The organism is Paenibacillus sp. JT31N11, from assembly GCF_056269285.1.
Genome location: NZ_JBWDNQ010000002.1, coordinates 190,877 through 215,781 on the forward strand (window position 1 = coordinate 190,877; position 24,905 = coordinate 215,781).

The following is a 24,905-nucleotide window of genomic DNA, read 5'->3' on the forward strand; positions in this document are numbered from 1 at the left end:
AAGTAGAGTGCCCGCACAAGCTCTATTCTATTCGTGAAACGTCAGTTGAATGTCTAGTACTTCCCAGGAAAGGTTACCCTTTGTTTCAAGGCTTTTCCTTGGTCCCCGTTCTTGCCGTTGGCCCTTACACATAACATGCAGGATATAATCAGCAGAACTGCCCAGGCCAGGTAAAAGCAAAACCAGATAACCTGCTGTTCATTCTGAACATGCCGCCAATCCAGGATGGTACGGCTGGCCATCAGCCTATGCTCCAGCCATACCTGGGCCGCTTTATAGGAAAGAATCGTGATTCCGATAAGCACAAGTGATGCAACAGCAGCGATGATCCGGTTGTTTCTGGCCGCGATATACAGCAGCGAGGAGGCAAACCAGCCGAACAGCATCGCTGACATGGGAGCCACGATCCATACCCCGACCCAATCAAGATTATCGGCGGAGAGGCCCTTGGCCAGAAACAGGAGAGCCCCAAGGACCACCGCACAACCCCATAGTAATTTGCGCGTCATGGGGATGGCGAGAGGCTGCAGCGTGATGAGGGAAACGGACCTTAACCATACGAAATAACGCCGGAGCAGCACCAGCGCCGGAACAAGCAGCCCCAGAACAGAAAATCCATACTGCAGCCATGAGTAGACGCCTTTACCTGCTATTATGGTCCGCAGAACAGGAAAATCGCTGACAAACCCTCCTGTGTGCGTCCAGCCGTCCATGAAAATATGGGTCAGGAAGCCGATAAACAGCGATACGAGAAGGACCGACCATTCACGAAAAGAACGGACACGCCAATCCTTGAGCATGCTTTGAACGAAATGATCAAGGCCTCCCCGGGCAGGCATAAACTTTGGCAGAACAGGCTTGACGACCAAATGAAATACAAAAGCAAGAGCGATTGACAACGGCATTCCGAGCAGCAAAAACCCTTTCAGGGAATGACCGATGGTACGGTACGGCTCCATGGCAATAAAATACTCCATATCAGGCGCCATACTGCCAAGCACAAGTCCAGTCACGCTTAGCCATTTCGGGGCAATGCGGTGCAGCGGTGCTGCATATAACGGATGCGCGAATGTAAAAGGCATCGTCTACCCCCTTTTTTTCAAAAATCAATTCAGCAGTCCGAATTTATTAAGCGGCCACAAGCGGAACACCGCTCTGCCCTCCAGGCTTGATATGGAGATCGGGCCGAGCTCCCGGCTGTCCTGGCTGTTCTCGCGATTATCGCCCATCACGAATACTTTTTTGTCCGGAACGGTATAGGGGATACTCAACCCGTTGCTGAATGTCAACCCTTTTACATAAGGCTCTTCCAGCACGGTTCCATTAATAAGAACGTGTCCATCCTTGATATCGAGCATGTCCCCTGGCAGTCCGATGACCCGTTTAACTAGTCTTTTATCGCTTTCAGGCCCCGAAATAATGACAATATCACCACGGTTAGGCTGATCAAAATGATAGGACAATTTGTCCTCGATAAGCCGCTGCCCTTCAAAAAGGGTATGCTGCATGGAAACATTTCTAACTTCGGTTTGGGCAAATGCATAATTCTGAATGAGAAGTGCTGCGACCACTGCGATCGTTAATGATAATAACCAGTCTCTGACCTCGCGTACCCATTTCCTGGTCCTTGGCTGCTCCGGCTCCACTTTCAACTTCCATTCTCCTCTCTGTCCTACAAGGATATCCAGGCTAAGCATCTGTCATTAATACGATTGAACCTGGTAATTAGTTGCTTTGCACATCCAAATCTTCAATAAAAAAAAGGATTGCCCCTCCTAAGCGCCATGCGATAGAGTATAGAGACAAAACCCTCTATGCCAAGGAGTGAAACAGCTTGCAAGTTGAAACTGCCGCCCGCCTGAGCGGGACCAGCATGGCCTTAAGCCGGTTTGACCATGCTGTCTTTATCGCCGTTACATTACTTTATTGGTCAACTCTGTACGTTTATGTTCCTATATTGACACCTTTTATGAAGGAAGGCGGCTATTCGGACATCCTGATCGGTGTCGTGCTCGGGAGTTATGGTTTTACGCAGATGTTCATCCGTTTCCCGCTGGGATTGTTGTCGGACAAGATGCACAAGCGCAAGCCCTTCATGATGCTGGGTCTGTTGAGCGGAGCCCTCAGCTGTCTCTTGTTTATGATTCCGGGTTCATGGATGTGGCCGCTGGCTGGAAGGATCATGTCCGGCGTATGCGCATCCGCCTGGGTTGCCTTTACAGTGCTCTATGCCGCCTACTTCTCCGCTAATGAAGCGACCAAAGCGATGAGCAACATCAGCTTCCTGACGGTCATCGGTCAATTGATCGGAATGACGCTAAGCGGTTGGCTGGCTGGCGCTTACAACTGGAATGCGGCTTTTATTACAGGTGTGGGACTTGGGCTCTTGGGTTTGATTCTGACCTTTGCGGTAAAAGAGCCGCAGGGCGGTGTCGCCCGTGCCCCGATATCGCTCAAATACTTGCGGGAGATCGTTCGGAATCCGACCCTGCTGCAGGTATCCATACTATCTATTCTGGCGCACAGCGTGCTGTTTATTACTATGTTTGGCTTCACGCCGCTGAAAGCGACCTCGCTGGGAGCGACAAGCGGCCAACTCACGATTATCGTTATTGCGTTCATGGTGCCGCATGCAATCACATCCCTGCTAAGCGGACGAATTATTGCACCACGCTTCGGAACCTGGAATGTTGCTGCAGCCGGATTCGCACTCAGCGCGGTGTTCACGGTGGCCATCGCATACTCGCCGTCACTGGGGTGGCTGGCAGCCACACAGGCGCTGAACGGCTTTGCCCAGGGCCTTCATTTCCCGCTCCTGCTGGGACTCGCCATACAGCCGTTTGAGCCGTCTAAACGGGCGACGGCCATGGGATTCTACCAGGCGGTATATTCCATAGGCATGTTCGCAGGACCTTTTCTTGCCGGCTTTGTTAATGACGGCTTTGGCCGGGATTACGGATTTTGGCTGGGAGGGGCATTTGCGCTCAGCGCCGTTATACTTACCTTGATCTGGAAACGCTCTCCCAATCAAACCATTCGTTAAAAGCTGCTCCATCTCGTAACGGCTGCAATTCTTTGGCTGTTAACAAAGCTTTCTTTATTTTACCAAACGGCGGCCTTCCTGTCAGCTTGCCTGCAGCTTTGGAAGTATGGCTGTCTATCTTTTTTACCGCCGCTTTACTTCTATGCAGCGGGTAAAGCGGCGATGGAACACAGCTGTATCCCGGCAGCGCTGCAAAGCTTGCTCCCCAGGCGCAAAACACGGTAAACTTTATATTTTAGAAAAGCTGGCGCCGATAAGAATCGGGCCAGCTTTTTTGCGGGGATCGGGACGGGTGTTCCTTCTTATTCGATACATTCCTCCGGATCATCGGCAGGCGATGCATCCTCAACATTGATTTTCTCGGCGACTGTGTCACGAATGACGGACACGACCGTTTGCAGCAGATAATTGATATCCGCCTGGCTTTGCTGAAATTCCGTAATAATCGGAATTCCATCCAGCTCATCCTGCAGCACTTCTATTTCTTTTTCGATCTTGGCGACCATATCCGTATTTTTGAACGTGGTTTCAAATGCCACGATTTCCTTCTGCTTCTTCTTGATCAGCGCAATCAGATCCTGAATGCGCGTATTGCCCTGAATCTGCTTCTCTGCGCGGCGGAAATGCTGAACTTCCTCGGATGTATACAGCATGTCGGCCAATTCCTTGGTTTTGAGCATAATATCTTTACGAACGATTATATCTTCCGTATTAAACGAAGGTACATTATAACCTTCTCCGTGCGCATGATCATGCTCGTGTCCATGCTCATGATTTGCCGCTGTCTGTTCGTTTGCCATGTTCATTCCAACTCCTCAATTTTTTGCGCAGCCATTGTCCTTATGACACCGCTTCTTGCGCAGACGGTTCTTTAATCGGTTCTGCTTTGATATACCAGGTTTGTGAATCGGTAACACGTGCCTGGATGAACTGTCCGATCCATTCCCTGGGCCCTTCCAGATGAACCAGCTTATTCGTGCGCGTCCTTCCGGACAATACATGGGCATTGTTCTTGCTTTCGCCTTCCACGAGCACTTCCACCAGTTGGCCGACCATTCTCTCATGGCTGACCCGGCTCAGCTCGGCTATCAGACTGTTCAGACGCGCCAGACGGGCTTTCTTAACCTCCATGGGGATATTATCTTCCATGTCGGCTGCCGGAGTCCCGACACGGGGCGAATAAATAAACGTATAGGCGGAATGAAATCCGACCTCGCTCACAAGCGACAGCGTATCCTCAAACTGCTCATCAGTCTCGCCGGGAAATCCGACAATGATATCCGTCGTTAACACGGCATCCGGAATCGCCCGTTTGATTTTGCCGACCAGCTCCAGATACATCTCCCGCGAATATTTTCGGCTCATCCGCTTCAGGACTTCCGAGTTGCCCGATTGGACCGGCAGATGGATATGCTCCACCAGGTTGCCGCCTCCGGCCAGAACTTCAATCAGACGATCGTCAAAGTCGCGCGGATGGCTTGTCGTGAAGCGTACACGCGGAATATCGATCTTCGAGATATCCGCCATCAGATCCCCGAATCGGTATTGGATATCCTCAAAATCTTTGCCGTAGGCATTCACATTCTGGCCAAGCAGCGTTATTTCCTTAAAGCCTTGACGGGCCAAATCCCGCACTTCGGCGATTACATCCTCCGGACGGCGGCTGCGTTCCTTCCCGCGCGTATACGGTACAATACAGTAGGTGCAGAATTTATCGCAGCCATACATGATATTAATCCAGGCCCGCATGCCTTCGCGTTTCTTCGGAAGGTTCTCGATAATATCGCCTTCCTTGGACCACACTTCGACGACCATTTCCTTGCTGAACATGGCATCCTGCAGCAGCTGCGGCAGCCGATGGATATTATGTGTACCGAAGATGATATCCACGAACGGATGCTTCTGCATAATGCGGCCTACCACAGATTCCTCCTGGGACATGCAGCCGCAAACGCCAAGTATCAGCCCTGGCTTCTCAATCTTCAAATGCTTCAAATGACCAAGCTCGCCGAATACTTTATCCTCCGCATTCTCTCTTACTGCACAGGTATTGAGCAGGATTACATCGGCCTGCTGACGGTCTTCCGTCGCCTGATAGCCCATCTCCTCGAACAAGCCTCTCATCACTTCCGTGTCATGCTCATTCATCTGGCAGCCGTAAGTGGCGATCAAATAAAACTTGCCTTGACCAAGCTTGGCAATCTGGGGAGGGATAGCAAAATCGTAGTGCACCTGAATCTCTTCCTTGCCGCGGCTCTTCTCATTCTTGTAGCTTGGCGCAGAGTTGATCGTAATATCCCGGCCCTTAATCCGGTATGTCGTCTTGCCTTCAGTCTCCTTGATGACTTTGGCGCCTGAGAAATCGAAGTATTTGGAGTAGTCTTTTTCGCTCTTCACGGATTGCAGCTCCGCAGCGTTCTGGCTCTCCTTGCTCACGTTGTGTTTCACTTCCTTCCAATATACGTGCACCAATTGCTTGATTGTATCGGTCCATTCCCTGATTATATCAAACTGCCGTCTGTTTATAAAGAAAAATGAGGACCCGCATTCGGGCCCTCACGTACCATCATCAGTCTTCTTATCCGATGATTTCCGCCTGATCTCCTGTCTTTGCCCCGGCCGCATTGGCTTCATCCGTATCAATATGCATATCCAACGCATAGTCCGGTGATACGCGGGCGATCACCTGGTCAAGCACAAGGCCTCTTTCGCCGTGCAGTCGCACGGATAACCGCTGCTTGTCCGTTATTCCATAACGCTCGGCATCGCTTGTGTGAAAATGAATATGTCTGGCGGCTACTATAACGCCTTCTTCTATCTTCACTTCCCCCGCCGGACCTTTAATTACAATACCGGCAGATCCGGCAATATTGCCCGATTCCCGTACCGGCGGATTCACTCCGAGAGCGAAAGCGTCCGTACGCGACACTTCCAGCTGGGTTCGCCTGCGTACCGGTCCAAGTATGCGGACCTTCGGGAAGCTGCCTTTTGGTCCGATGACCTCAACAGTTTCGTTTGCCGCATATTGGCCGGGTTGTGACAATGGTTTAAACTCGGTAAGAGCGGCACCCTCGCCGAATAACAAGACCAAATCTTCTGGAGATAAATGAATATGCCGGGCGGAAACACCTACAGGTACTGTCCTCATGCTGAATTCTCCTATTCATCTAAAAAGTATTGATTCGCTTATCTTGTATAAAAGGCATACAGCCCGAGTGGGTTGTATGCCTTCATTAAGCTGCCGCGCCGTCTTATTTGAACTCGGCAAGCAATTTCTCGAATTGATCCTGCGGCAGCGTCAGATCCTGGTTGGCCAAGCCTTCTTCTTTGAAGCCGACAATCAGGTCATCGTAGGCTTTCCGCTCTTTATTCTGGTATATAAGGCCGGTCAGCATGCCGCCGGTCTCCATGATTTTGTTCATCGCCAGCATCCGGTTGGAAGAATCATATTCAGGAAACTGTTCCAGATTGACGATATTCTCTTTAAACCAGTCGTAGGTGTTGACTTTATTGAACGTTACGCAAGGGCTGAATACGTTGATCAGCGAGAAGCCTTTGTGATTTAGGCCTGCTTCTATCAATGCAGTCAGCTGCTTCAAATCGCTCGAGAATGATTGGGCTACGAATGTTGCTCCTGCCGACATTGCAATTTCAAGTGGGGACAGCGTCGACTCGATCGATCCTTCAGGCGTTGACTTGGTTTTGAAGCCTTCCGCGCTGCGCGGGGAAGTTTGCCCCTTTGTCAAACCGTATATTTGGTTATCCATAACAATATACGTAATGTCCAGGTTGCGGCGAATGGCATGCACGGTATGTCCCATACCAATCGCAAAGCCGTCCCCGTCGCCGCCTGAGGCAATAACGGTCAGCTCGCGGTTGGCAAGCTTCACACCCTGAGCGATCGGGAGCGACCGGCCATGGATCCCATGCAGCCCATAGGCATTGATATAACCGGAAATCCGGCCGGAACAGCCGATGCCGGAAACGACTGCCAATTTTTCAGGCTCCAGGCCCACATTCGCTGCCGCACGCTGAATCGCCGCTTGTACGGAGAAGTCGCCGCAGCCGGGACACCAGTTAGGCTTTACGTTATTACGGAACTCTTTGAATGTCGCCATCTCTAGACCAACTCCTTACAAGCTTTGTAAACTTCGGAAGGCAGGAACGGATTGCCGTCATATTTCAGCAGGCTGTGTATTTTTTCGGCTTGACCGACGTGCAGCTTCACTTGGGAAGCAAGCTGCGCTGTCGCGTTATTCTCAAGCACAACCACTTTTTTCGCGCTCTGCATGTACGAGTTTACCAGATCGGTAGGGAATGGATGGATTTGGCGAATAGTAATGTGATTGATTGTATGTCCATCCTTATCCAGTCGGGTGCGCGCTTCGTCTATCGTTCCGCCGGTGGAACCCATTCCAATGACAAGCAGATCTGCTTCCTCATGTGGAGCATCAGCCCGGACCGCATCGCGGATCAGCATATTGTCAAGCTTCGAAAGTCGTTTGTCCATCATTTTCTTGCGGTTGACGGCGCTCTCGGATGGACGCCCGGTCTCGTCATGCTCAACGCCTGTCACGTGATGGATACCATTCTTGTCGCCTGGAATAACGCGCGGTGAAACGCCATCTTCCGTCAGCTCGTAACGCTTGAACAACTGATTGGTTTCAAGCTCCGGCAGGTCTCGGGTAAGCTTCCCGCGGCTGATTTTCACTTTGTCCAGATCAAGCGTCTCGCAGGATTGCTTACCCAGCGAAAGCTGCAGGTCCGTCATCAGAATGACCGGAACCTGATATTCCTCGGATAAGTTGAAGGATTCAATAGTGTCATAGAAGCAGTCCTCTATCGAAGCTGGAGCAATGACAATCTTCGGAATTTCCCCATGCGTTCCGTAAACCATGGCGTTCAAGTCGGATTGCTCCTGTTTCGTAGGCAGCCCAGTTGAAGGTCCGCCGCGCTGGGTATCCACGATAACGAGCGGCGTCTCGGTCATGCCCGCAAGGCCGATGGCCTCCATCATCAACGACAGGCCAGGTCCCGCGGAAGCGGTCATTGTACGCACACCTGCGTAATTGGCTCCGATCGCCATCGTTACTGCTGCAATCTCATCCTCGGTTTGGACAACAGTCCCGCCGAGCTTGGGCAGCTTTTTGATCAAATATTCCATAATTTCCGAAGCGGGGGTAATCGGGTAAGCGGCCATCAAGCGGCATCCGCCGGCCAAAGCGCCGAGTCCGATTCCTTCATTGCCGATCATGAACAGCTTTTGCTTGCCGTCTGCAGGCTCAAGCTGGAATTCCTCCAGCGGACCACCGGCCAGATCCAGTACAAAATCCGAGCCGCGCTTGACAGCCTCCACGTTCTTCTCGACGATCGCCGGACCTTTGCGTCCGAACTCCTCTTCCACCGCTTTATTAAATACATCGATAGGCAGACCAAGAAGCGCCCAGGATGCGCCGGACGCCACCATATTTTTCATAAGGGAGGTGCCAAGATCCTCTGCAATCGATGTGATTGGAACAGGAAACAAACGGGCGTTGGTACCCTCCGGCAGAACGGGACTGAATTTTGCGTCAGCTACGACTACGCCGCCTGCACGAAGTTCATGTGCGTTCAAATCGATGCTTTCTTGGTCGAACGCGACCAGAATGTCCAAATCATCGGATATCGCCCGAATCGGATTCGTGCTGATCCGAATTTTGTTATTCGTATGCCCGCCCTTAATACGGGAAGAAAAGTGACGATACCCGTACAAGTAGTAGCCAAGTCGGTTGAGCGCCGTAGAGAAAATACGGTCCGTACTTTCAACGCCTTCCCCTTGTTGTCCACCGATCTTCCAAGACAATTGACTGATCAAAATGCCCATCTCCTCTTTTTGATGAACGTTCTTTCTCGACAAATTATAACGAAATACATGCTGTATGTTCATGGAAATTATATAGAGTCTCATAAATAGTATGATGACAGGTACTAAAAAGCAAGATGTAAACGCTATTTTCTAATATAACTCTTTTCGATGGAATCCATACCGGAAAGAGATCGAATGGCGAATAATTATTCAGGCAGGCAGATGTTTCGTTAAGAAACGAAGCGCATTTTCAGCAAAAAAATCTTGAACTTGCTCTGCATTATACTGTTTCAGCAGCGTTTCTTTCAAATTCACCAGCTCCCCGGGATTCGATAGGCCCGCCACATGGGTATCGATACCATCAAAATCGGAACCAAAAACCAATTGCTTTCCGCCCCCCAGACCGCATATCCGCTCCACATGCCGCAGGACATCATTCATATCAGCGCGGCCGCCTTCACGCACGAACTGCGGCACAAAAGTTATACCGATCAATCCGTCCACCGCAATAAGAGCTCTTATCTGATCATCCGACAAATTGCGAGGATGGTTACAAATCTCCCTGGAGTTGGAATGGGAAGCAATAATGGGTCTGCCTGAAGCATCCACCACATCCCAAAAAGAGCGCTCGCTCAAATGCGAAGCATCCAGCAGTATGCCTAATCGGTTGCATTCCGCCACAAACTCTCTGCCTTTGGCCGTTAGCCCCCCCTGCCTGGGCTCCATGACACCGTCAGCCCCCCAGTTGGCATTATTCCAGGTCAGACCCGCCGCGCGGACGCCAAGCTCAAACAGGATGCGCAGCATTGCCATATCTCCCTGCAGTCCATCTGCGCCTTCGAGTGAAAGCATAGCGCCGATTGCCCCGTCCTTGCGCAAATTCCGCACATCTTCCGGAGAGCGCACGAAGCGCATACCGGGTGCCGCGAGCACCTTTTGATGAAACAAATCGATGCTTCGCAGAATTGGAACCATTGTTTTCTCGCTGCGCTCGGAGATATAGATAGCAAAGATTTGGAGGATCGAATCCGCCTGCTGCAATCTTGGCAATGACACATCGAGCATCAAATCGGGGTTATCTATGAAGGACAACCGGTCATTTTCAAGCAGCTTCCACAGCACATCGCAATGAAAATCAACGGTGGGTATCATTTTCATATAACCTTTCCTCCCAAGCTTTCCCATATTTGCATGCAAAAAAACCTGTCTACGCCGTAAACAGGTTTCAAATTGAATATTTAGGCAGTATCCTTATCGCGGCTCCACAATAAGCTTGATTGCCGTACGATCTTCTCCATCAATGACGATGTCTGTAAAAGCCGGAATGCAGATCAGATCCACCCCGCTGGGAGCCACAAATCCACGGGCAATAGCAACCGCTTTTACCGCCTGGTTCAAAGCACCAGCCCCGATGGCTTGCAGTTCGGCCGCTCCGCGCTCACGCAGTACACCCGCCAACGCCCCTGCAACGGAATTAGGATTGGACTTTGCTGAAACTTTTAATACATTTACGTCCATGTAAAGTACCTCCTCGGGAATGATGGATGGATACCACTATTTAAATAGTATTCGAGAGAGGCAATAAAATTCCTTCTTTATTGGCGAACACTTTACAAAATGTTCTGAATTATGAGAATTTTCAATGCTTCATATTGGAAGCCGCTATGATTACATCATGGCCAAGTCTGTCTCGGTCATGCGTATTTTCTGAATCCGCTTCGCTTGCCCGGTAGATTCATCGATATCAATCAGGGCCGCATGAAAATGCCAGTCTCCTTCATCCACTACGAACCGGGTCGGAAGCTGCGTCTTGAATTTGTAAATAACCGCTTCACGTTCCATACCGAGAACGCCTTCCTTGGAGCCCACCATGCCGACATCGGTTAAATATGCAGTGCCCCCAGGCAAAATCCTATCATCATTGGTTTGTACATGGGTATGTGTACCTACAACAAAAGAAGCTCTGCCATCCAGATACCAGCCCATGGCAATTTTCTCCGAAGTCGCTTCCGCATGAAAATCTACGAGAATGCATTTGGTTTCCGCTCGCATCTGATCCACCAGTTCATCCGCCTTGCGGAATGGACAATCAATCGGAGGCAGGAAGGCCCGGCCTTGAAGATTAATAATCGCGAGCTCCTTGCCATTCGCTTTTATAATCGCTGCCCCTTTGCCAGGAGCCTCATCAGCAAAATTGGCGGGACGGATGATACGCGGTTGATCATCGATCCATTCAAATATATCTTTGTTGTCCCATGTATGGTTCCCCATGGTGATGCCATGAACGCCTGCATCCAATAATTCCTTAACAATCGCGGCTGTGATTCCTCTTCCTGCTGCTGCATTCTCACCATTTGCGATGATGATATGGGGATTATATTTGCTCTTGAGCGACGGCAGTATTTTTTTGACCGCAGTGCGGCCGACGCTGCCGACGATATCACCGATAAATAAGACGTTCATCTCATAACCTCGCTTATATAGACTAGAAAAGTGGCCGACAAGCAGCCACTTTTCCAGTTTCTTTCTGATTTTGTTATTTGGCATACTCGACTGCACGCGTTTCGCGAATGACTGTCACTTTGATATGACCCGGATAATCGAGCTCACTCTCAATTTTCTTCGTAATATCACGCGCCAAGCGGAATGCTTCGGTATCATCAATCTTGTCCGGTTGAACCATGACGCGAACCTCGCGTCCTGCTTGTATAGCATACGACTTCTCAACGCCTTCAAACGATTCCGAGATGCCCTCAAGCTTCTCCAGACGCTTGATGTACGTTTCGAGCGTTTCACGTCTTGCTCCCGGTCTTGCAGCGGACAGAGCATCTGCAGCTCCAACCAGCATCGCAATAACCGATGTCGCTTCACAATCGCCGTGATGGGATGCAATACTGTTGATAACAACGGGATGTTCCTTATATTTCTTGGCCAGCTCAACGCCAATTTCCACATGAGAGCCTTCCACTTCATGATCGAGTGCTTTACCGATGTCATGAAGCAATCCGGAACGTTTGGCGAGCGTGATATCTTCCCCTAGCTCCGCTGCCATAAGTCCTGTCAAATAGGCGACTTCCATGGAATGCTTCAATACGTTTTGACCATAACTCGTCCGATATTTCAATCGGCCCAAAATTTTGATCAAGTCCGGATGTAAGCCATGCACGCCAACCTCAAAGGTAGCCTGCTCCCCGTATTCGCGGATTCGTTCATCCACTTCCTTACGCGATTTCTCGACCATCTCTTCGATGCGGGCTGGATGGATTCGTCCATCTGCAACCAGCTTCTCAAGCGATGTCCGGGCAATCTCGCGTCGTATTGGATCAAATCCGGACAAGATGACCGCTTCCGGTGTATCGTCAATTATGAGATCGATACCGGTCAACGTTTCCAGGGCACGAATATTGCGGCCTTCACGCCCGATAATGCGGCCTTTCATTTCTTCATTAGGCAGTGTAACGACGGATACAGTTGTTTCCGCCACATGATCTGCTGCGCAGCGTTGAATCGCAAGCGAAATGATATTGCGGGCTTTCTTATCGGCTTCCTCTTTTGCTTGTTGTTCAATTTCTTTAATCATTTGCGCTGTTTCATGACGAACTTCCAATTCGACATTGTTCAGGATGATCTGTTTGGCCTCATCCATCGTCAAGTTCGAAATACGCTCAAGCTCACTAAGCTGCTGCTTGTAGAGAGAATCGATCTGTTCTTGCGTCTCCTCGATCCGTTTCTCTTTGTTGGCTACTTGTTCTTCTTTGCGCTCCAGCGTTTCTATCTTTTTATCCAACGACTCTTCCTTTTGAACAAGCCGTCTTTCAAGACGCTGTACCTCATTGCGACGTTCGCGAATATCTCTCTCTGCCTCGGTACGGAGCTTGTGGACTTCGTCTTTCGCTTCGACCACTGTTTCTTTCTTGAGCGCTTCTGCTTCTTTACGCGCACTGTCAACGATCTGACTTGCGGCTTGCTCGGCGCTAGAAATCTTGGCCTCGGCGATTGACTTTCGAATAAAATACCCGATACCAAAGAAAATCACACCAACAACGAGAGCGATCAGGATCCAAATCCAATCTGGCATCTTCTCACCTCCTCGTTGCTCACCAAAGCAAACGCTTGGGACTATTTTGTTTTCCAGCCGGTTTTTAACCCGATCCATACATAGCATTTTGACGAAATAAATCGTTTCGAATCAATTTTTGGAAGAAAAATCGACTCTGGAAGAAGGAATACACACTCATTTTATCTTTTGTGAAAATCAATTGTCAAGGGTATGCCCGTTTTCGTCGTCTTCATCGGACCGGCATGCCTCGTTAACGGCCTGTTTAACCACCGCGCTCGGGAATCCTCTGCGCAGCAGAAATGCCATCAGTTTCCGTTTTCGGTCCCGGATTTCCCCTTTGACATAAGGCCATTTCTTCTTGGCTGCGCGTATTGCAACCTCGGTCTCCATCTGCGAATCGAGTCCCTGAGCGGCCTCCTTAGCTGTACCGCTGGCTATGCCGCGATGCGTCAGCTCCTGCTGCAGCAGTCGTCTTCCCTTTAATTGGCTTCGCATTCGCTGCTCGGCAAACTGATTGGCATAGGAGATATCATCGATCAGCCTCTCGCCTTGCAATCTCGCCAGAGCTTTGCCGATTGCGGATTCATCAAGCCCTTTGCCAGAGAGATAACGCGAGATTTCCTTCTCGGTGCGGGGCCTTGGCCCCAAATAAATCAATCCCAAAATATAAGCACGATGATCATTGTCCTTCTCCACAATCTGTTTCAGCTCATGCGGATCAATCTGCCTCCCCTTCAAAAGCCTGTGCGTGACAATTAAATCTTCGTGAACAGAGGTAAAGGGCTCATCACTGCCATCCATATACAAATGGTAACGCCGCTTGTCCTTGCGCTCCTGTTCAATAGCGGTTATAAGCATCATACCTGCCTCGGTTTGTTCTTCCTGCTCTTCTTGCTCATCTTGCACCCGTTCATCATCCTTCATCTTATGGCTGCTCCTTCCCTGCCATTTCCCTTGAGCTTCTCCCTAAAATGAATGGCATCAAATAAATAAGTTCATGTTCTATATCATGCAGAAAAGCACCCGCGAAGGTGCTCTTCCGAATCTATTCATAGCCAAGGGTAAATAGTTATTCCAACTCGAGATCAAGATCCAGCTCGTCCTCGTCCTCATCATCCACGGCAGAAGCTGTGAGCGCGGCGGCTGACAAATGGCTTGCTTCCCGAATTTGATTCTCGATTACTGTTGAAGTATCAGGGTGATCCTTCAGGAACTGCTTGGCATTCTCCCGGCCTTGTCCCAAACGTTCTCCGTTATACGAGAACCAGGCTCCGCTCTTCTGTACAATATCCATCTCAACGCCGATATCGACAATGCTGCCTTCCTTGGAGATGCCTTCGCCATACATGATATCAATCTCAGCCTGTTTAAAAGGCGGGGCTACCTTGTTCTTAACGACCTTGATACGGGTTCGGTTGCCGACAATGTCATTACCCTGCTTGATGGATTCGATCCGGCGCACATCAAGTCGAATTGTGGAGTAGAATTTCAATGCGCGTCCACCAGGGGTCGTCTCTGGATTACCAAACATAACGCCAATTTTCTCACGCAGCTGATTGATGAAAATCGCGATCGTCTTGGATTTGCTGATGGCGCCTGACAGCTTACGCAATGCTTGCGACATCAATCGCGCCTGCAGGCCGACATGGGAATCTCCCATTTCACCCTCGATCTCGGCTTTGGGCACAAGTGCCGCAACCGAGTCAATAACAACAATATCCACTGCGCCGCTGCGGACGAGCGCCTCAGCGATTTCGAGTCCCTGCTCACCGGTATCGGGCTGGGAGAGCAGCAATTCATCGATATTAACGCCAAGCTTGCTGGCATACAGCGGATCAAGAGCATGCTCCGCATCGATGAAAGCGGCTTGTCCACCCACACGCTGTACCTCAGCTATGGCGTGAAGAGCTACTGTCGTCTTACCGGAGGATTCCGGTCCGTACACTTCAATAATCCGGCCTTTGGGCAAGCCGCCGATACCAAGAGCAATATCCAGGGCAAGGGAACCAGTGGATACTGTTTCCACTTTCATATGATTCGACTCCCCGAGTTTCATGACGGAGCCTTTCCCGAATTGTTTCTCTATTTGACGTAATGTCGTTTCAAGCGCAGCGCGACGATCTGACAACGCGTTCACATCCTTCATTATTTATAATGTAATGATACCTTGTTTCTCCTCTAATGACAATAGTTTTTACGAACATATATTCTTATTTTTTTCATCGGCCGATGAATGAAAAAAAGAACCGCAGCAAAGTGATCTTCGCCACGGTTCTTCCGTCAACTAATGACGATTATATTTCATTTTCCGTATTCTGACAAGCAATAAATCATCATCTGCCCGGCTGTTCGGCAGACAGCAGCTGCCAGAACCTGTACAGGAGCGACTTCACCGATCTCACTCTTATAATATCGCGCGTTCCGCTCAGCTGCGCCTTATGCACAATTGTCGGTTTGCCGCGCTCGGCAATGCCAAAATAAACCAGACCGACAGGCTTGCCTTCAGCTTCACTCGGGCCTGCAACCCCGGTGAGCGACAAGCCGAAGTCGCAATCCGTTAAATCGCGCACCCGCTCCGCCATAAGTGCTGCCGTTGATTCAGATATGGCGCCAGGCGCGCCTGCTCCTTCCAGCTGGGACAACGGGATGCCCAGCAGTTGATGCTTCATCTCGTTGGTGTAGGTAACGACGCCACCGACGAATTCGCCGCTGCTTCCCGGCAGGGTGGTCACAAGCTCAGCCAACAGCCCTCCTGTAAGACTTTCGGCACTGGCAAATTTGCGTCCCGTTACTCTAAGCAGGCGTATGACCGCTTCCTCGAGGGGAATATCCTCGTTCGCAAACAAATATTGGCCAACACGCTCCTTTATCTGCAGCTCCGCCTGATCCAGTCTGGAATCCGCCTCATGCAAGGAGAGCGCCTTGGTGGAAAGTCGGATGGCTACCTCACCTTCTTTGGCATACGGGGCAATTGTAGGGTCGGACTGGACCTCGATCAAATCAATAATCGCCTGCTCCAGACTGGATTCTCCAATGCCGGCAAATTTCAGCAGACGGGAGAAGAGCCTGCGTTCCTCGCCCATTACGCTTCGCAGCCAGGCTTTGGCCGGACCGTCAAACATCGGCTTCATTTCCCGGGGCGGCCCTGGCAGCAGCACATAATGAGTACCCTCGACAATCAAAGCGTTGCCTACAGCAAGACCGGCGTCATTCACGAGCGGATCGCTGCCTTCAATCTGATTCGCCTGCCTGCGGTTGCTTTCCACCATATGCATGCCGCGCGAAGTGAACAGATTCTCAATTTTCACCATGGACGGCTGATGAATCGAAATTCCACGGTTCAAGTAACCGGCGAGCGCGTCCTTGGTCAGGTCATCCTGGGTCGGTCCAAGTCCGCCCGTAAATACAATCAGATCGGCCCGGGTGCGGGCAATCTCGACCGCCTGCACAATACGGACGGCATTATCCCCTACTACCGTCTGAAAATAGACATCGATTCCCAGCTCGGCAAGGCCTGTTGAAATATATGTGGCATTGGTGTTCACCGTTTGACCCAGCAATAGTTCCGTTCCGACTGCTATAATTTCAGCGCGCATATAAACCGCTCCATTCCATTAGGTAATGAAAAGCACCATTCCCCTGTAATGACAGAGAATGATGCTTTACAAACAAATTGTCCTACTCCGTAAGCGGAATAAGATTTTTATTTTTGATGAAATAATCAATTCCCGAATAGACCGTAATAAGGGCAGCAGCCCAGCTTGAAATAAGATCGAATCGGAAATCGAGAAACGTAAACGGAAAATTATTCAGCAGCAAATCGATGATCATCGTAATTTGCACGGCTGTTTTCCACTTGCCCCACGTACTCGCCGCCAGCACCTTGCCCTCCAGCAGCGCAATTTGGCGAAGCCCGGTCACCGCAAATTCGCGGCTTATGATCACAATTGCAATCCAGGCATCCAGCTTATCCATTTCGACAAGCGAAATAAGCACCGCCGCCACAAGGAGCTTATCGGCTAATGGATCAAGCAGCTTGCCCAGGTTAGTCACGATTTTGTTCTTGCGTGCGATATAACCGTCTAGTCCATCCGTACTGGCCGCAACGATAAATATCAATGCAGCCAAGATCTGATTCCAGGTTATCGAGAAGTCATCAAAGCTAAGCGGCTTTAAATCCACATTGATGAGCAGCAAAAACATAATAATCGGGACTAAAAATATGCGAATCAATGTGATCCGGTTGGCTAAATTCACGATTATAGCCCCTCCCCGGACATATCAAATTCATAGGCATGCGTTATGCGCACTCTTTGAATTTCGCCAATTCCAGCCGTGCAGTTGGAAATAAAAACTTCACCGTCAATTTCCGGCGCATCATAAGGCGAACGACCCACGTAGACATCGCTGCGGCCATCGTAGCGCTCAACTAGCACTTCAATATCATTGCCAACGTATTTGCCGCTGATGTCCTTGGATACCTGCCGCTGGATTTCCATCAGAGTATTGGCTCGCCACTCGATCACTTCGCTTGGCACATGATCCGGAAGCCGGACAGCCGGCGTATCTTCCTCGCTTGAGTAGGAGAACACACCCAGCCGGTCAAATTTCATTTCCCGGACAAAATCGCATAGGCGGTTAAAGTCTTCTTCGGTTTCCCCTGGAAAACCAACGATAATTGAAGTACGCAGGGCGACATCCGGAATTCTGGAGCGGATTTTGGCTACGAGCTCCCTTGTATCACGCTGCCGGCCAGGTCTGCGCATCCGTTTCAGGATGGAATCCTCACTATGCTGCAAAGGCATATCAATATAGTTGCAAACCTTTGAATTGGATGCAATCGTATCAATCAGCTCATCCGTGAAAAATCCCGGATAGGCGTAATGAAGCCGGACCCAAGCAATGCCTTCCACTTCGCTGACACGATTAAGAAGCTCCGGAAGCATGAATTTGTCATACAAATCCGTTCCGTAGTTCGTTGAATCCTGTGCAATCAAGCTGACTTCCTTCACGCCTTGATCTGCAAGCATCTGAACTTCGTTTACAATGGATTCGATAGACCGGCTGCGGAACTTGCCCCGCATAATCGGTATCGAGCAGAATGTGCAAGCATTATCGCAGCCTTCCGCGATTTTCACATAAGCGGTATAACGGGGAGTGGTTACCAGACGAGGAAGCTTCTGGTCATAGTCAAAAGCAGGATTGCCTACCTTGACCGGTCTCTTCCCGCGGAGTGCCTCATCAACGATATCGGTAATGTGATGAAAATCACCCGTTCCAACGATGCCGTCTATTTCCGGCATCTCTTCCATCAACTGCTTCTTATAACGCTGAGTCAAACACCCGGAAACGATAAGCGCCTTCAGCCGGCCCGTCTGCTTGAACTCCGCCATATCCAGAATCGTATTAACCGATTCTTCCTTGGCCGCGTCAATAAAACCGCATGTATTGACAATAATTACAGTAGCTTCATCAGCCTGATCGACAAGCTGATAACCTCGTTCATCGATTAATCCAGACATAATCTCTGAATCGACCAAATTCTTTTCACAACCTAATGTTACAACTTTCACTCGTTCCGTCATCATGTATCCCCCAGATTCCTCCGAAAAGCTATCTCAACAAGTATAATACAAGGCCCAAGGCGTGTCAAAACAGGAAAAAGTCCTTTCCCACGCGCTCTCAGGCGTTAAAGAGGACTTCATCCACGTTCACAGCAAAAAAAGTTATCGGTAGTTTGTGAATTGCAATTCTATTTGCAAATCCGCACCGCGGAGCAGCGCCATTACAGCCTGTAAATCATCGCGGCTTTTGCCGGTAACCCGGATTTGATCTCCCTGTATCTGGCTTTTCACCTTCAGTTTGGAATCCCGGATAAGGATATTGATTTTTTTTGAAATATCCTGCTCAATCCCCTGTCGCAATTTAACCCGCTGCCTGACCGAAGAGGCGGAAGCGGATTCTACTTTGCCAAAATCCATGTTTTTGATGGGCACGCCGCGTTTGATCATTTTGGATTGCAAAATATCAATGACGCTCTTTAGCTTGTATTCATCGTCGGAGACAAGTATGATGTCTTCTTTCTCAAGCGAAATTTTGCTTTTGCTTCCTTTGAAATCAAATCGAGTCTCAATCTCTTTCTCTGCCTGGTTGATCGCATTGGCTAATTCCTGCATATCCACCTTTGAAACAATATCGAATGCACTTTCCGAACTCATTTTCGTAAGCAGCTCCTTTTTCCAATTATTACTTGAACCGTATTATAACCGATCCTTATGTATAAGAAAAGACATCCATCCTGGAAGTCCACAAGGATTGGATGTCTTCAATCTGATTTATTCACTTTCCTGGCTGCCATCCTGTGTTCCCTCTGCTATATCCTGCGATTGCCCGTTTTCACCGGAATCATCAGCAGGGGTTAACAGCATTTTGTGAGATCCGGTTTGATCCTTATCATCGATCAGAACGCCGTCAATCGTCACCTCGACGATGTTGGCATGGGCGATATTGATATAAATTTTACCCTCAACTTCGGCTGAGCCGGTCTCCCCATCCTGAAGGGTTTTCTGGTAAAGGCTTTTGCCCGATACGCTGTTCTGATTAATTCCCACCCAACTGCCTCCTCCTGTGAGCTTGAAGGTCACAGTGTGCGTTCCTGCGCTCGGAGAGTAGAAGAAATAATCGGTTTTTCCGGAAGAACGGTCTAATGTCAGCGCAATCTTATCAGGTGTTTCTGGAGTGTTATTCGGAGTTGACTCATCAGTGCCCGTATTCGTACCATTTCCCTGGTCCGTGGTTTGATCAGGCTCGTTCGTGTTGGTCGTCCCCGATGGATCGGCAGCGCCTCCCGTAACTGGCGGCTCGGTTTTGTCTGTCATTCCTGTTTGATCAACAGATTCAGTACCGTCCCCGCCGGGTCGGTTGATAGCGAAAATGTACACAACCACAACAATAAGCAGCAGAAAGGACCACATGAGAACGCGGAACCCAAACCGGCTCCAGCGGTCGGAGGCTTGGGTTTGGGCGCGGCGCGGCCGCTGTACAGGTTCGGCAATTTGCTCTGGAGCTGCCGATGGAATTTCCCTTTGATATAAGCGCAGCACTTCTTCAGCATCAAGACCAACATTTTCGGCATAATTTTTTACAAAAGCGCGCACGTAGAATGTCCCCGGCAATACGGAATAATTTCCTTCTTCAATAGCTTCCAGGTAATGCTTGCGAATCTTTGTCAAATCCTGAATATCATCCAATGACAGCCCGCGCTGCTCACGCGCCTTGCGGAGTAAAGCGCCCAAATCCGACATTGACCACACCTCCTATTCTTAAAATTCATGAAATCCGGATGTAAACAAATCGTATGAAATCTCTTCATCCGGTGTATTGCGCAGTTCGATAATATAATCAAAAGCGCTGTAATCATATTCCGACTCTTTAATAAACATATCCGGATGTTCAATTACCTTCGTTGAGGGCATAGCCATGATCTCCTGAAGAAGAGCATGATGTTTCTCATTGGAACGCACCGTGCTGACGATTCCATCGATAATAAAAATATTATTCGGATTCATTTCTTCCTCGGACAATTGGCTGCGGACAGTCTGACGTAGCAAGGTTGAAGAAACGAATGTCCATCGTTTATTGGAGCATACACTGCCCGCAATGATAGACTCCGTTTTGCCTACCCGCGGCATGCCGCGAAGCCCGATGATTTGATTGCCGTCACGCTTGAACACTTCACCCAGAAAATCCACCAGCAGCCCAAGCTCGTCTCTTGTAAACCGGAATGTTTTGCGGTCATCCGAATCACGTTCAATATAACGGCCATGACGTACAGCCAATATATCAACCAACTTAGGTTCTCTGAGCTTCAGCACGGTGATATTGTCGACCTTTTGCAGCATTCTGCCAAGAATTTCGATCTTCTCTTCATCATTCGTCTGCAGCAGCATGCCTCGCGTCCTATTTTCTACCCCATTAATCGTGACAATATTGACTTCCAGCATACCAAGCAATGAAGCGATATCCCCCAAAAGTCCCGGTCGGTTTTTATGTATTTTATATTCCATATACCATTGTTTAACTTCCAAATTTGACACCTCATTCGAGGAAATAAGTTCAATCGTTCAAGAAAGATTATTCTACAATATTCGCCATATTCCTGCAACACATCTATAAAAGATTGCAGAAAAGCCCCCTTCAAGGGAGGCTCTTCCGCAAGCAATCTGCTTACGATCTTTGTACAAGCTTGACCATCAGCCCGGCGATGGTTTTGCGTTCTTCTTCATTGCCGACTTCCCAAATTTCTTTGAGCGCCTGCTCCTGCTCATTCTTGGGATCGACCTTCTCGCCAAGGAAAGCCCCGATTTCATAAGCAAGATCCGAAATGGATTCCTCGCTCAAACCGATTTTCTTTCCCTGCTCCACCCGACCGGCCAAGAACTTTTTCCATGTGTCGAAATTAGAAAGGACGTTTGACATGTGTTGACGCCTCCTCTGCGTGTTAACCGTTATCCGGCAACATAACGTATTTTGCGCGCAAAGGTTCTTTCTTATACGACGAATTTAACCGCCATAAAGTTTCGATTCCTTGAAAATTCGCCATATGACCCCTTGAACTCAAAGTTAATTCCAAGTTGGTCAAGTGAGCCATCCGCCGTTGGGACTGATGATCTGCCCTGTAATATACGCCGATTCGGGCAGGGCCAGAAAATAGACCAGAGAGGCAATTTCATCAGGTTGTCCAAGTCTTCCCGCCGGGATTTCCATCTCCAGCGCCGAAATCTCTTCAGCCTCCAGGTTATCGAGCATCACTGTATTGACAGCGCCCGGAGCGACTGCATTAACGGTCACGCCGGAAGGCGCAAGCTCCTTGGCCAGCGCCTTCGTAAATGCATTCATACCGCCTTTGGTTGTGGAATACAGCACCTCGCACGACGCTCCCGATAACCCCCAAATCGAAGACACATTAATAATGCGCCCAAAACGCTGGGTTACCATAGCGGGCATAAAAAGCTGGGTACATAAAAACATGCCTTTTAAATTAACCGCCATCACGTCGTCCCATTCTTCTTCCGACACATCGGCAAGCATCCCATTATGGGAAATACCAGCATTGTTGACGAGGATATCCGGTATCATGCCGCGAGCATCCAGCTTCTCCTGCATCCGCAGCAAATTCTCCTTTGAGCGCAGATCAGCCGAGACGGTGGTCACATTAGCCGCACCAAGAAGCATGCAGCTTCTGGCTGTTTCATTGGCCGCCTCATGAGCTTCATTGTAATGGATCACGACATTCATGCCTTCCTTGGCAAAGCGACGCGACACTGCCGCGCCAATCCCGCGGCTTCCCCCGGTCACGAGCACCGTCATCTCATTTAATGTTTTCAAAGTGGAGCTTTGGCCACGATCGAAACTGCCATGCGGTCCCAGTTGAAATGCTCACGCAGCCGTTCGTTGACTTCCTCTAAAGTAATGCTCTCATAAATAGGCACCAGCTTGAACAAATCGGCGCCGCGGAACCGATAACGCGTAAATTCTCCGGCAATCGCTTCGGGAGAATTCAGCATGCGGAGATAGCCACCGATCTTTTTGCGACGTGTCCGTTCGAAAGCACTTTCCTGAAGACCGCTAGCACGTGCTGCTTCAATCGCTGCCTTGAGCCGCGCCAGCAGCTCGTCAGGGTCCGGGGTCTCTCCGCCGATCACTGAGAAAGCATAATCCTCGCTGCTGTTATATTCATGACCGAAGGAATCGGAAATCAATTTATCGTCATACAGTGTGTTATAAATCGGAGAGCTGGAACTGAGCAGCGCATCCAGCATCAATTTGGTTATCAGCTCTTTGCGGAGAAGTCCGGCCGGATCCAGCGGCTTGGGATCCTCTTTAAAACCGATCATGCATTTTGGCATGGATACGGGCAGCACAGCTGTTTTGCGTGCATTCTTGACGGATGAAGGCTCGGGATCAAAAAAGCGGTTGATCGCCCCCTGCGGCTCGAAGGATTTCCGCGCCTGATTATTACGTACAAGCTCCATCACCTTGCCTGGATCAACTCCTCCAACAATGAACAAAAACATGTTGGATGGATGGTAAAAGGTTTCATAGCAGCGGTAAAGGGTCTCCTTGTCAATCTTTCCGATGGATTCCGCCGTTCCGGCGATATCGATGTGAATCGGATGATTGTTGTACAAGGCGTCGATCAGTCCAAAATAAACACGCCAGTCCGCATTATCGCGGTACATGTTGATTTCCTGCTCGATGATGCCTTTTTCCTTCTCCACATTTTCATCGGTAAAATAAGGGTTCTGTACGAAATTCACCAGCGTTTCCAGATTCGCCTCAATCTGCTCCGTTGCGGAGAACAAGTACACCGTACGGTCAAAGCTGGTATACGCATTGGCCGACGCTCCCTGGGAAGCGAATGTGGCAAACACATCGCCCGTTGGCTCCTCGAACATTTTATGCTCAAGAAAATGGGCAATTCCATCCGGTACGGACACCGGCTCCTCTCCGCCAACTGAAAAGCGGTTGTCTACCGAACCATAACGCGTTGAAAATGTGGCGTAGGTTTTGCTGAAGCCTGCTTTCGGTAAAATAACAACCTCCAGCCCGTTCGGCAGAACTTCCCGGTATATCGTTTCTTGAACGCCTGGATAAGCTAATGTTTCCACAGGCTTAGTCCTCCTTCCCGTCGCGCAGGAAATATATCGTATCCAGCTCTGTTTTTTGGGCAATAGCCGCAATCTGCCCGGCAGTTACCGCCTGCACCTGGCGCATCAGTTCATCTGCAGAACGCTCACGCCCGGTTAAAATTGCATTGAAATCGAACCCAATCATCTCATTGGCGGAGTCCTGCAGCTCACGAAGGTGATTGGCAATCATCGCCTTGGTCTGATTCATTTCCAGATCGCTGTAGGTACCGGTTCGCATGCTCGCCAGCTGCTCCTCAATGATAGCGGTCGCTTTGTCGAAATTATCGATTTCAATACCGGATTGTATGGTGCAGATGCCTTTATGCCCATCCAGACGGGAAGCCGCATAATAGGCCAGGCTTGCTTTTTCCCTGACATTCAGGAACAGCTTGGAATGCGGATAACCGCCCAGTATCCCGTTATACATCAGCGCTGCAGGGTAATCCTCATCACCGTACGAGGTATTGATCCGCAGGCCCATATTGAGCTTGCCTTGACTGACATCCATCCGCTCAATGACGGTTCGCACATCGGCAACCTTACGCGCAACAGGCGGCATCGTGTAAGACGACGGTGTCCCTGAACCTGTCTGGAAAGCTTCTGCTACAAGCGATTTGACTTCTTCAAGCGTCGTATCCCCAACCACATACAAATCGAAAGCAGCTTCGGATAATAAGGATTGATATCTCTCTGTTAAACTTTGCGGCGTTATGGCATCAATATCGGCCATTTGGCCAAGCGGATGAAGGCGGTAAGGCTCGTCGCGGCACATTTCCTCCAGACAGCGCTCCGCTGCGTAACGGATTTTATCGTTAATGATCGCTTCCAGACGTTTGCGCAGCGTCTCTTTCTCGGCCTGGACGTATTTATCGCGAAAATATCCATTCTCCACTGCCGGTGCAGTCAGCACCTCACCAAGAAATTTAAGCGAGGAAGCCAGAAGCGGCTGCTCGGAAGAAACAAACCGGTCATTGATAACATCCATCCGGAACTGGATGATTTGCGAATCTCCACGCTTGTACACGTCGAATCCGAAACCCGCGCCATAAAGCTCATCCAAACGTTCGCGGAATGCGATGGTCTCGGGTGTAGAAGCGGTGCCGCGCCGCAGCACGAATGGTATCAATGCGTTGGCTGTCACTGTTGCTTCCGTTAAGGGAGACCCCATATAAAGCGAAATGGAGAATGTCTTGAATCGTTGTGTCGGTAAGACGTGCAAACGTATACGGTTAAGCTGTCCTCGTTCAAATGCAGATTTGGTCACGC

At 49.7% G+C, this 24,905-nt stretch carries 24 protein-coding genes; 1 reads left to right on the forward strand and 23 read right to left on the reverse strand.

What is annotated here, in order from left to right:
* Positions 1 to 53: 53 nt before the first annotated feature.
* Together AC0YNV_RS08830 and lepB are read right to left on the reverse strand one after the other, a co-directional pair.
* Positions 54 to 1,082 carry a DUF4184 family protein gene (locus AC0YNV_RS08830; protein WP_475767642.1) on the reverse strand — a complete coding sequence of 343 codons (1,029 nt, stop codon included), beginning with the start codon at positions 1,080 to 1,082 and terminating at the stop codon, positions 54 to 56.
* 24 nt (positions 1,083 to 1,106) lie between these two features.
* Positions 1,107 to 1,646 carry a signal peptidase I gene (lepB, locus tag AC0YNV_RS08835; protein WP_379112722.1) on the reverse strand — a complete coding sequence of 180 codons (540 nt, stop codon included), beginning with the start codon at positions 1,644 to 1,646 and terminating at the stop codon, positions 1,107 to 1,109.
* 188 nt (positions 1,647 to 1,834) lie between these two features.
* On the opposite strand from lepB, the gene AC0YNV_RS08840 reads away from it, so the two are divergent.
* Positions 1,835 to 3,043, forward strand: coding sequence for an MFS transporter (locus AC0YNV_RS08840; RefSeq protein ID WP_475767644.1), 1,209 nt, complete (start codon positions 1,835 to 1,837; stop codon positions 3,041 to 3,043).
* Between the two features lie 302 nt (positions 3,044 to 3,345).
* On the opposite strand, the gene AC0YNV_RS08845 is transcribed toward AC0YNV_RS08840, so the two are convergent.
* The 21 genes from AC0YNV_RS08845 to yfmF all read right to left on the reverse strand — a co-directional run bounded on the left by AC0YNV_RS08845 (position 3,346) and on the right by yfmF (position 24,903).
* The gene (locus AC0YNV_RS08845) at positions 3,346 to 3,843 is read right to left on the reverse strand and encodes a YlbF/YmcA family competence regulator (RefSeq protein ID WP_475767646.1); all 498 of its coding nucleotides are present in this window, start codon (positions 3,841 to 3,843) and stop codon (positions 3,346 to 3,348) included.
* A gap of 40 nt (positions 3,844 to 3,883) precedes the next feature.
* Positions 3,884 to 5,479, reverse strand: coding sequence for a tRNA (N6-isopentenyl adenosine(37)-C2)-methylthiotransferase MiaB (miaB, locus tag AC0YNV_RS08850; protein ID WP_475767648.1), 1,596 nt, complete (start codon positions 5,477 to 5,479; stop codon positions 3,884 to 3,886).
* A 142-nt stretch (positions 5,480 to 5,621) separates the two neighbouring features.
* Positions 5,622 to 6,191 carry a phosphate propanoyltransferase gene (pduL, locus tag AC0YNV_RS08855; protein ID WP_475767650.1) on the reverse strand — a complete coding sequence of 190 codons (570 nt, stop codon included), beginning with the start codon at positions 6,189 to 6,191 and terminating at the stop codon, positions 5,622 to 5,624.
* Positions 6,192 to 6,294: 103 nt separating this feature from the next.
* Positions 6,295 to 7,161, reverse strand: coding sequence for a 2-oxoacid:ferredoxin oxidoreductase subunit beta (locus AC0YNV_RS08860; RefSeq protein WP_210041063.1), 867 nt, complete (start codon positions 7,159 to 7,161; stop codon positions 6,295 to 6,297).
* A 2-nt stretch (positions 7,162 to 7,163) separates the two neighbouring features.
* Positions 7,164 to 8,897: a 2-oxoacid:acceptor oxidoreductase subunit alpha gene (locus AC0YNV_RS08865; RefSeq protein WP_475767652.1), complete on the reverse strand. Its 1,734-nt coding sequence runs from the start codon at positions 8,895 to 8,897 to the stop codon at positions 7,164 to 7,166.
* Positions 8,898 to 9,098: 201 nt separating this feature from the next.
* Entirely contained in the window at positions 9,099 to 10,046 is a 948-nt protein-coding gene (locus AC0YNV_RS08870) for a dipeptidase (protein WP_475767654.1), read from the reverse strand.
* A 93-nt stretch (positions 10,047 to 10,139) separates the two neighbouring features.
* A complete protein-coding gene (locus tag AC0YNV_RS08875) occupies positions 10,140 to 10,406 on the reverse strand; it encodes a stage V sporulation protein S (RefSeq protein ID WP_188992461.1) in 267 nt (88 codons plus the stop codon).
* A gap of 150 nt (positions 10,407 to 10,556) precedes the next feature.
* Positions 10,557 to 11,351 (reverse strand): TIGR00282 family metallophosphoesterase, encoded by a 795-nt coding sequence (locus AC0YNV_RS08880; RefSeq protein WP_210041073.1) that lies wholly within the window; start codon positions 11,349 to 11,351, stop codon positions 10,557 to 10,559.
* A gap of 73 nt (positions 11,352 to 11,424) precedes the next feature.
* On the reverse strand, positions 11,425 to 12,966 hold the full coding sequence (gene rny, locus AC0YNV_RS08885) for a ribonuclease Y (protein ID WP_210041075.1): 1,542 nt from the start codon (positions 12,964 to 12,966) through the stop codon (positions 11,425 to 11,427).
* Between the two features lie 177 nt (positions 12,967 to 13,143).
* Entirely contained in the window at positions 13,144 to 13,872 is a 729-nt protein-coding gene (locus tag AC0YNV_RS08890) for a RecX family transcriptional regulator (protein WP_475767657.1), read from the reverse strand.
* A 145-nt stretch (positions 13,873 to 14,017) separates the two neighbouring features.
* Positions 14,018 to 15,076 (reverse strand): recombinase RecA, encoded by a 1,059-nt coding sequence (gene recA, locus AC0YNV_RS08895; RefSeq protein ID WP_475767659.1) that lies wholly within the window; start codon positions 15,074 to 15,076, stop codon positions 14,018 to 14,020.
* Positions 15,077 to 15,281: 205 nt separating this feature from the next.
* Positions 15,282 to 16,544, reverse strand: a complete 1,263-nt coding sequence (locus AC0YNV_RS08900; protein WP_475767660.1) for a competence/damage-inducible protein A — start codon at positions 16,542 to 16,544, stop codon at positions 15,282 to 15,284.
* Positions 16,545 to 16,626: 82 nt separating this feature from the next.
* Positions 16,627 to 17,205, reverse strand: a complete 579-nt coding sequence (pgsA, locus tag AC0YNV_RS08905) for a CDP-diacylglycerol--glycerol-3-phosphate 3-phosphatidyltransferase (RefSeq protein ID WP_210041083.1) — start codon at positions 17,203 to 17,205, stop codon at positions 16,627 to 16,629.
* 2 nt (positions 17,206 to 17,207) lie between these two features.
* Positions 17,208 to 18,533, reverse strand: a complete 1,326-nt coding sequence (gene rimO / locus AC0YNV_RS08910) for a 30S ribosomal protein S12 methylthiotransferase RimO (RefSeq protein ID WP_210042192.1) — start codon at positions 18,531 to 18,533, stop codon at positions 17,208 to 17,210.
* Between the two features lie 141 nt (positions 18,534 to 18,674).
* On the reverse strand, positions 18,675 to 19,166 hold the full coding sequence (locus AC0YNV_RS08915; protein ID WP_475767662.1) for a YajQ family cyclic di-GMP-binding protein: 492 nt from the start codon (positions 19,164 to 19,166) through the stop codon (positions 18,675 to 18,677).
* A gap of 117 nt (positions 19,167 to 19,283) precedes the next feature.
* Entirely contained in the window at positions 19,284 to 20,252 is a 969-nt protein-coding gene (locus AC0YNV_RS08920) for a RodZ domain-containing protein (RefSeq protein ID WP_475767663.1), read from the reverse strand.
* Between the two features lie 18 nt (positions 20,253 to 20,270).
* The gene (locus AC0YNV_RS08925) at positions 20,271 to 21,035 is read right to left on the reverse strand and encodes a DUF3388 domain-containing protein (protein WP_379112710.1); all 765 of its coding nucleotides are present in this window, start codon (positions 21,033 to 21,035) and stop codon (positions 20,271 to 20,273) included.
* 139 nt (positions 21,036 to 21,174) lie between these two features.
* Entirely contained in the window at positions 21,175 to 21,426 is a 252-nt protein-coding gene (locus AC0YNV_RS08930; protein ID WP_210041089.1) for a DUF3243 domain-containing protein, read from the reverse strand.
* 159 nt (positions 21,427 to 21,585) lie between these two features.
* Complete coding sequence (gene ymfI / locus AC0YNV_RS08935; RefSeq protein WP_475768398.1) at positions 21,586 to 22,317, reverse strand: elongation factor P 5-aminopentanone reductase; 732 nt, start codon at positions 22,315 to 22,317, stop codon at positions 21,586 to 21,588.
* 14 nt (positions 22,318 to 22,331) lie between these two features.
* Entirely contained in the window at positions 22,332 to 23,618 is a 1,287-nt protein-coding gene (yfmH, locus tag AC0YNV_RS08940) for an EF-P 5-aminopentanol modification-associated protein YfmH (protein WP_475767666.1), read from the reverse strand.
* Between the two features lie 4 nt (positions 23,619 to 23,622).
* Entirely contained in the window at positions 23,623 to 24,903 is a 1,281-nt protein-coding gene (gene yfmF, locus AC0YNV_RS08945) for an EF-P 5-aminopentanol modification-associated protein YfmF (RefSeq protein ID WP_475767668.1), read from the reverse strand.
* Positions 24,904 to 24,905: the final 2 nt, after the last annotated feature.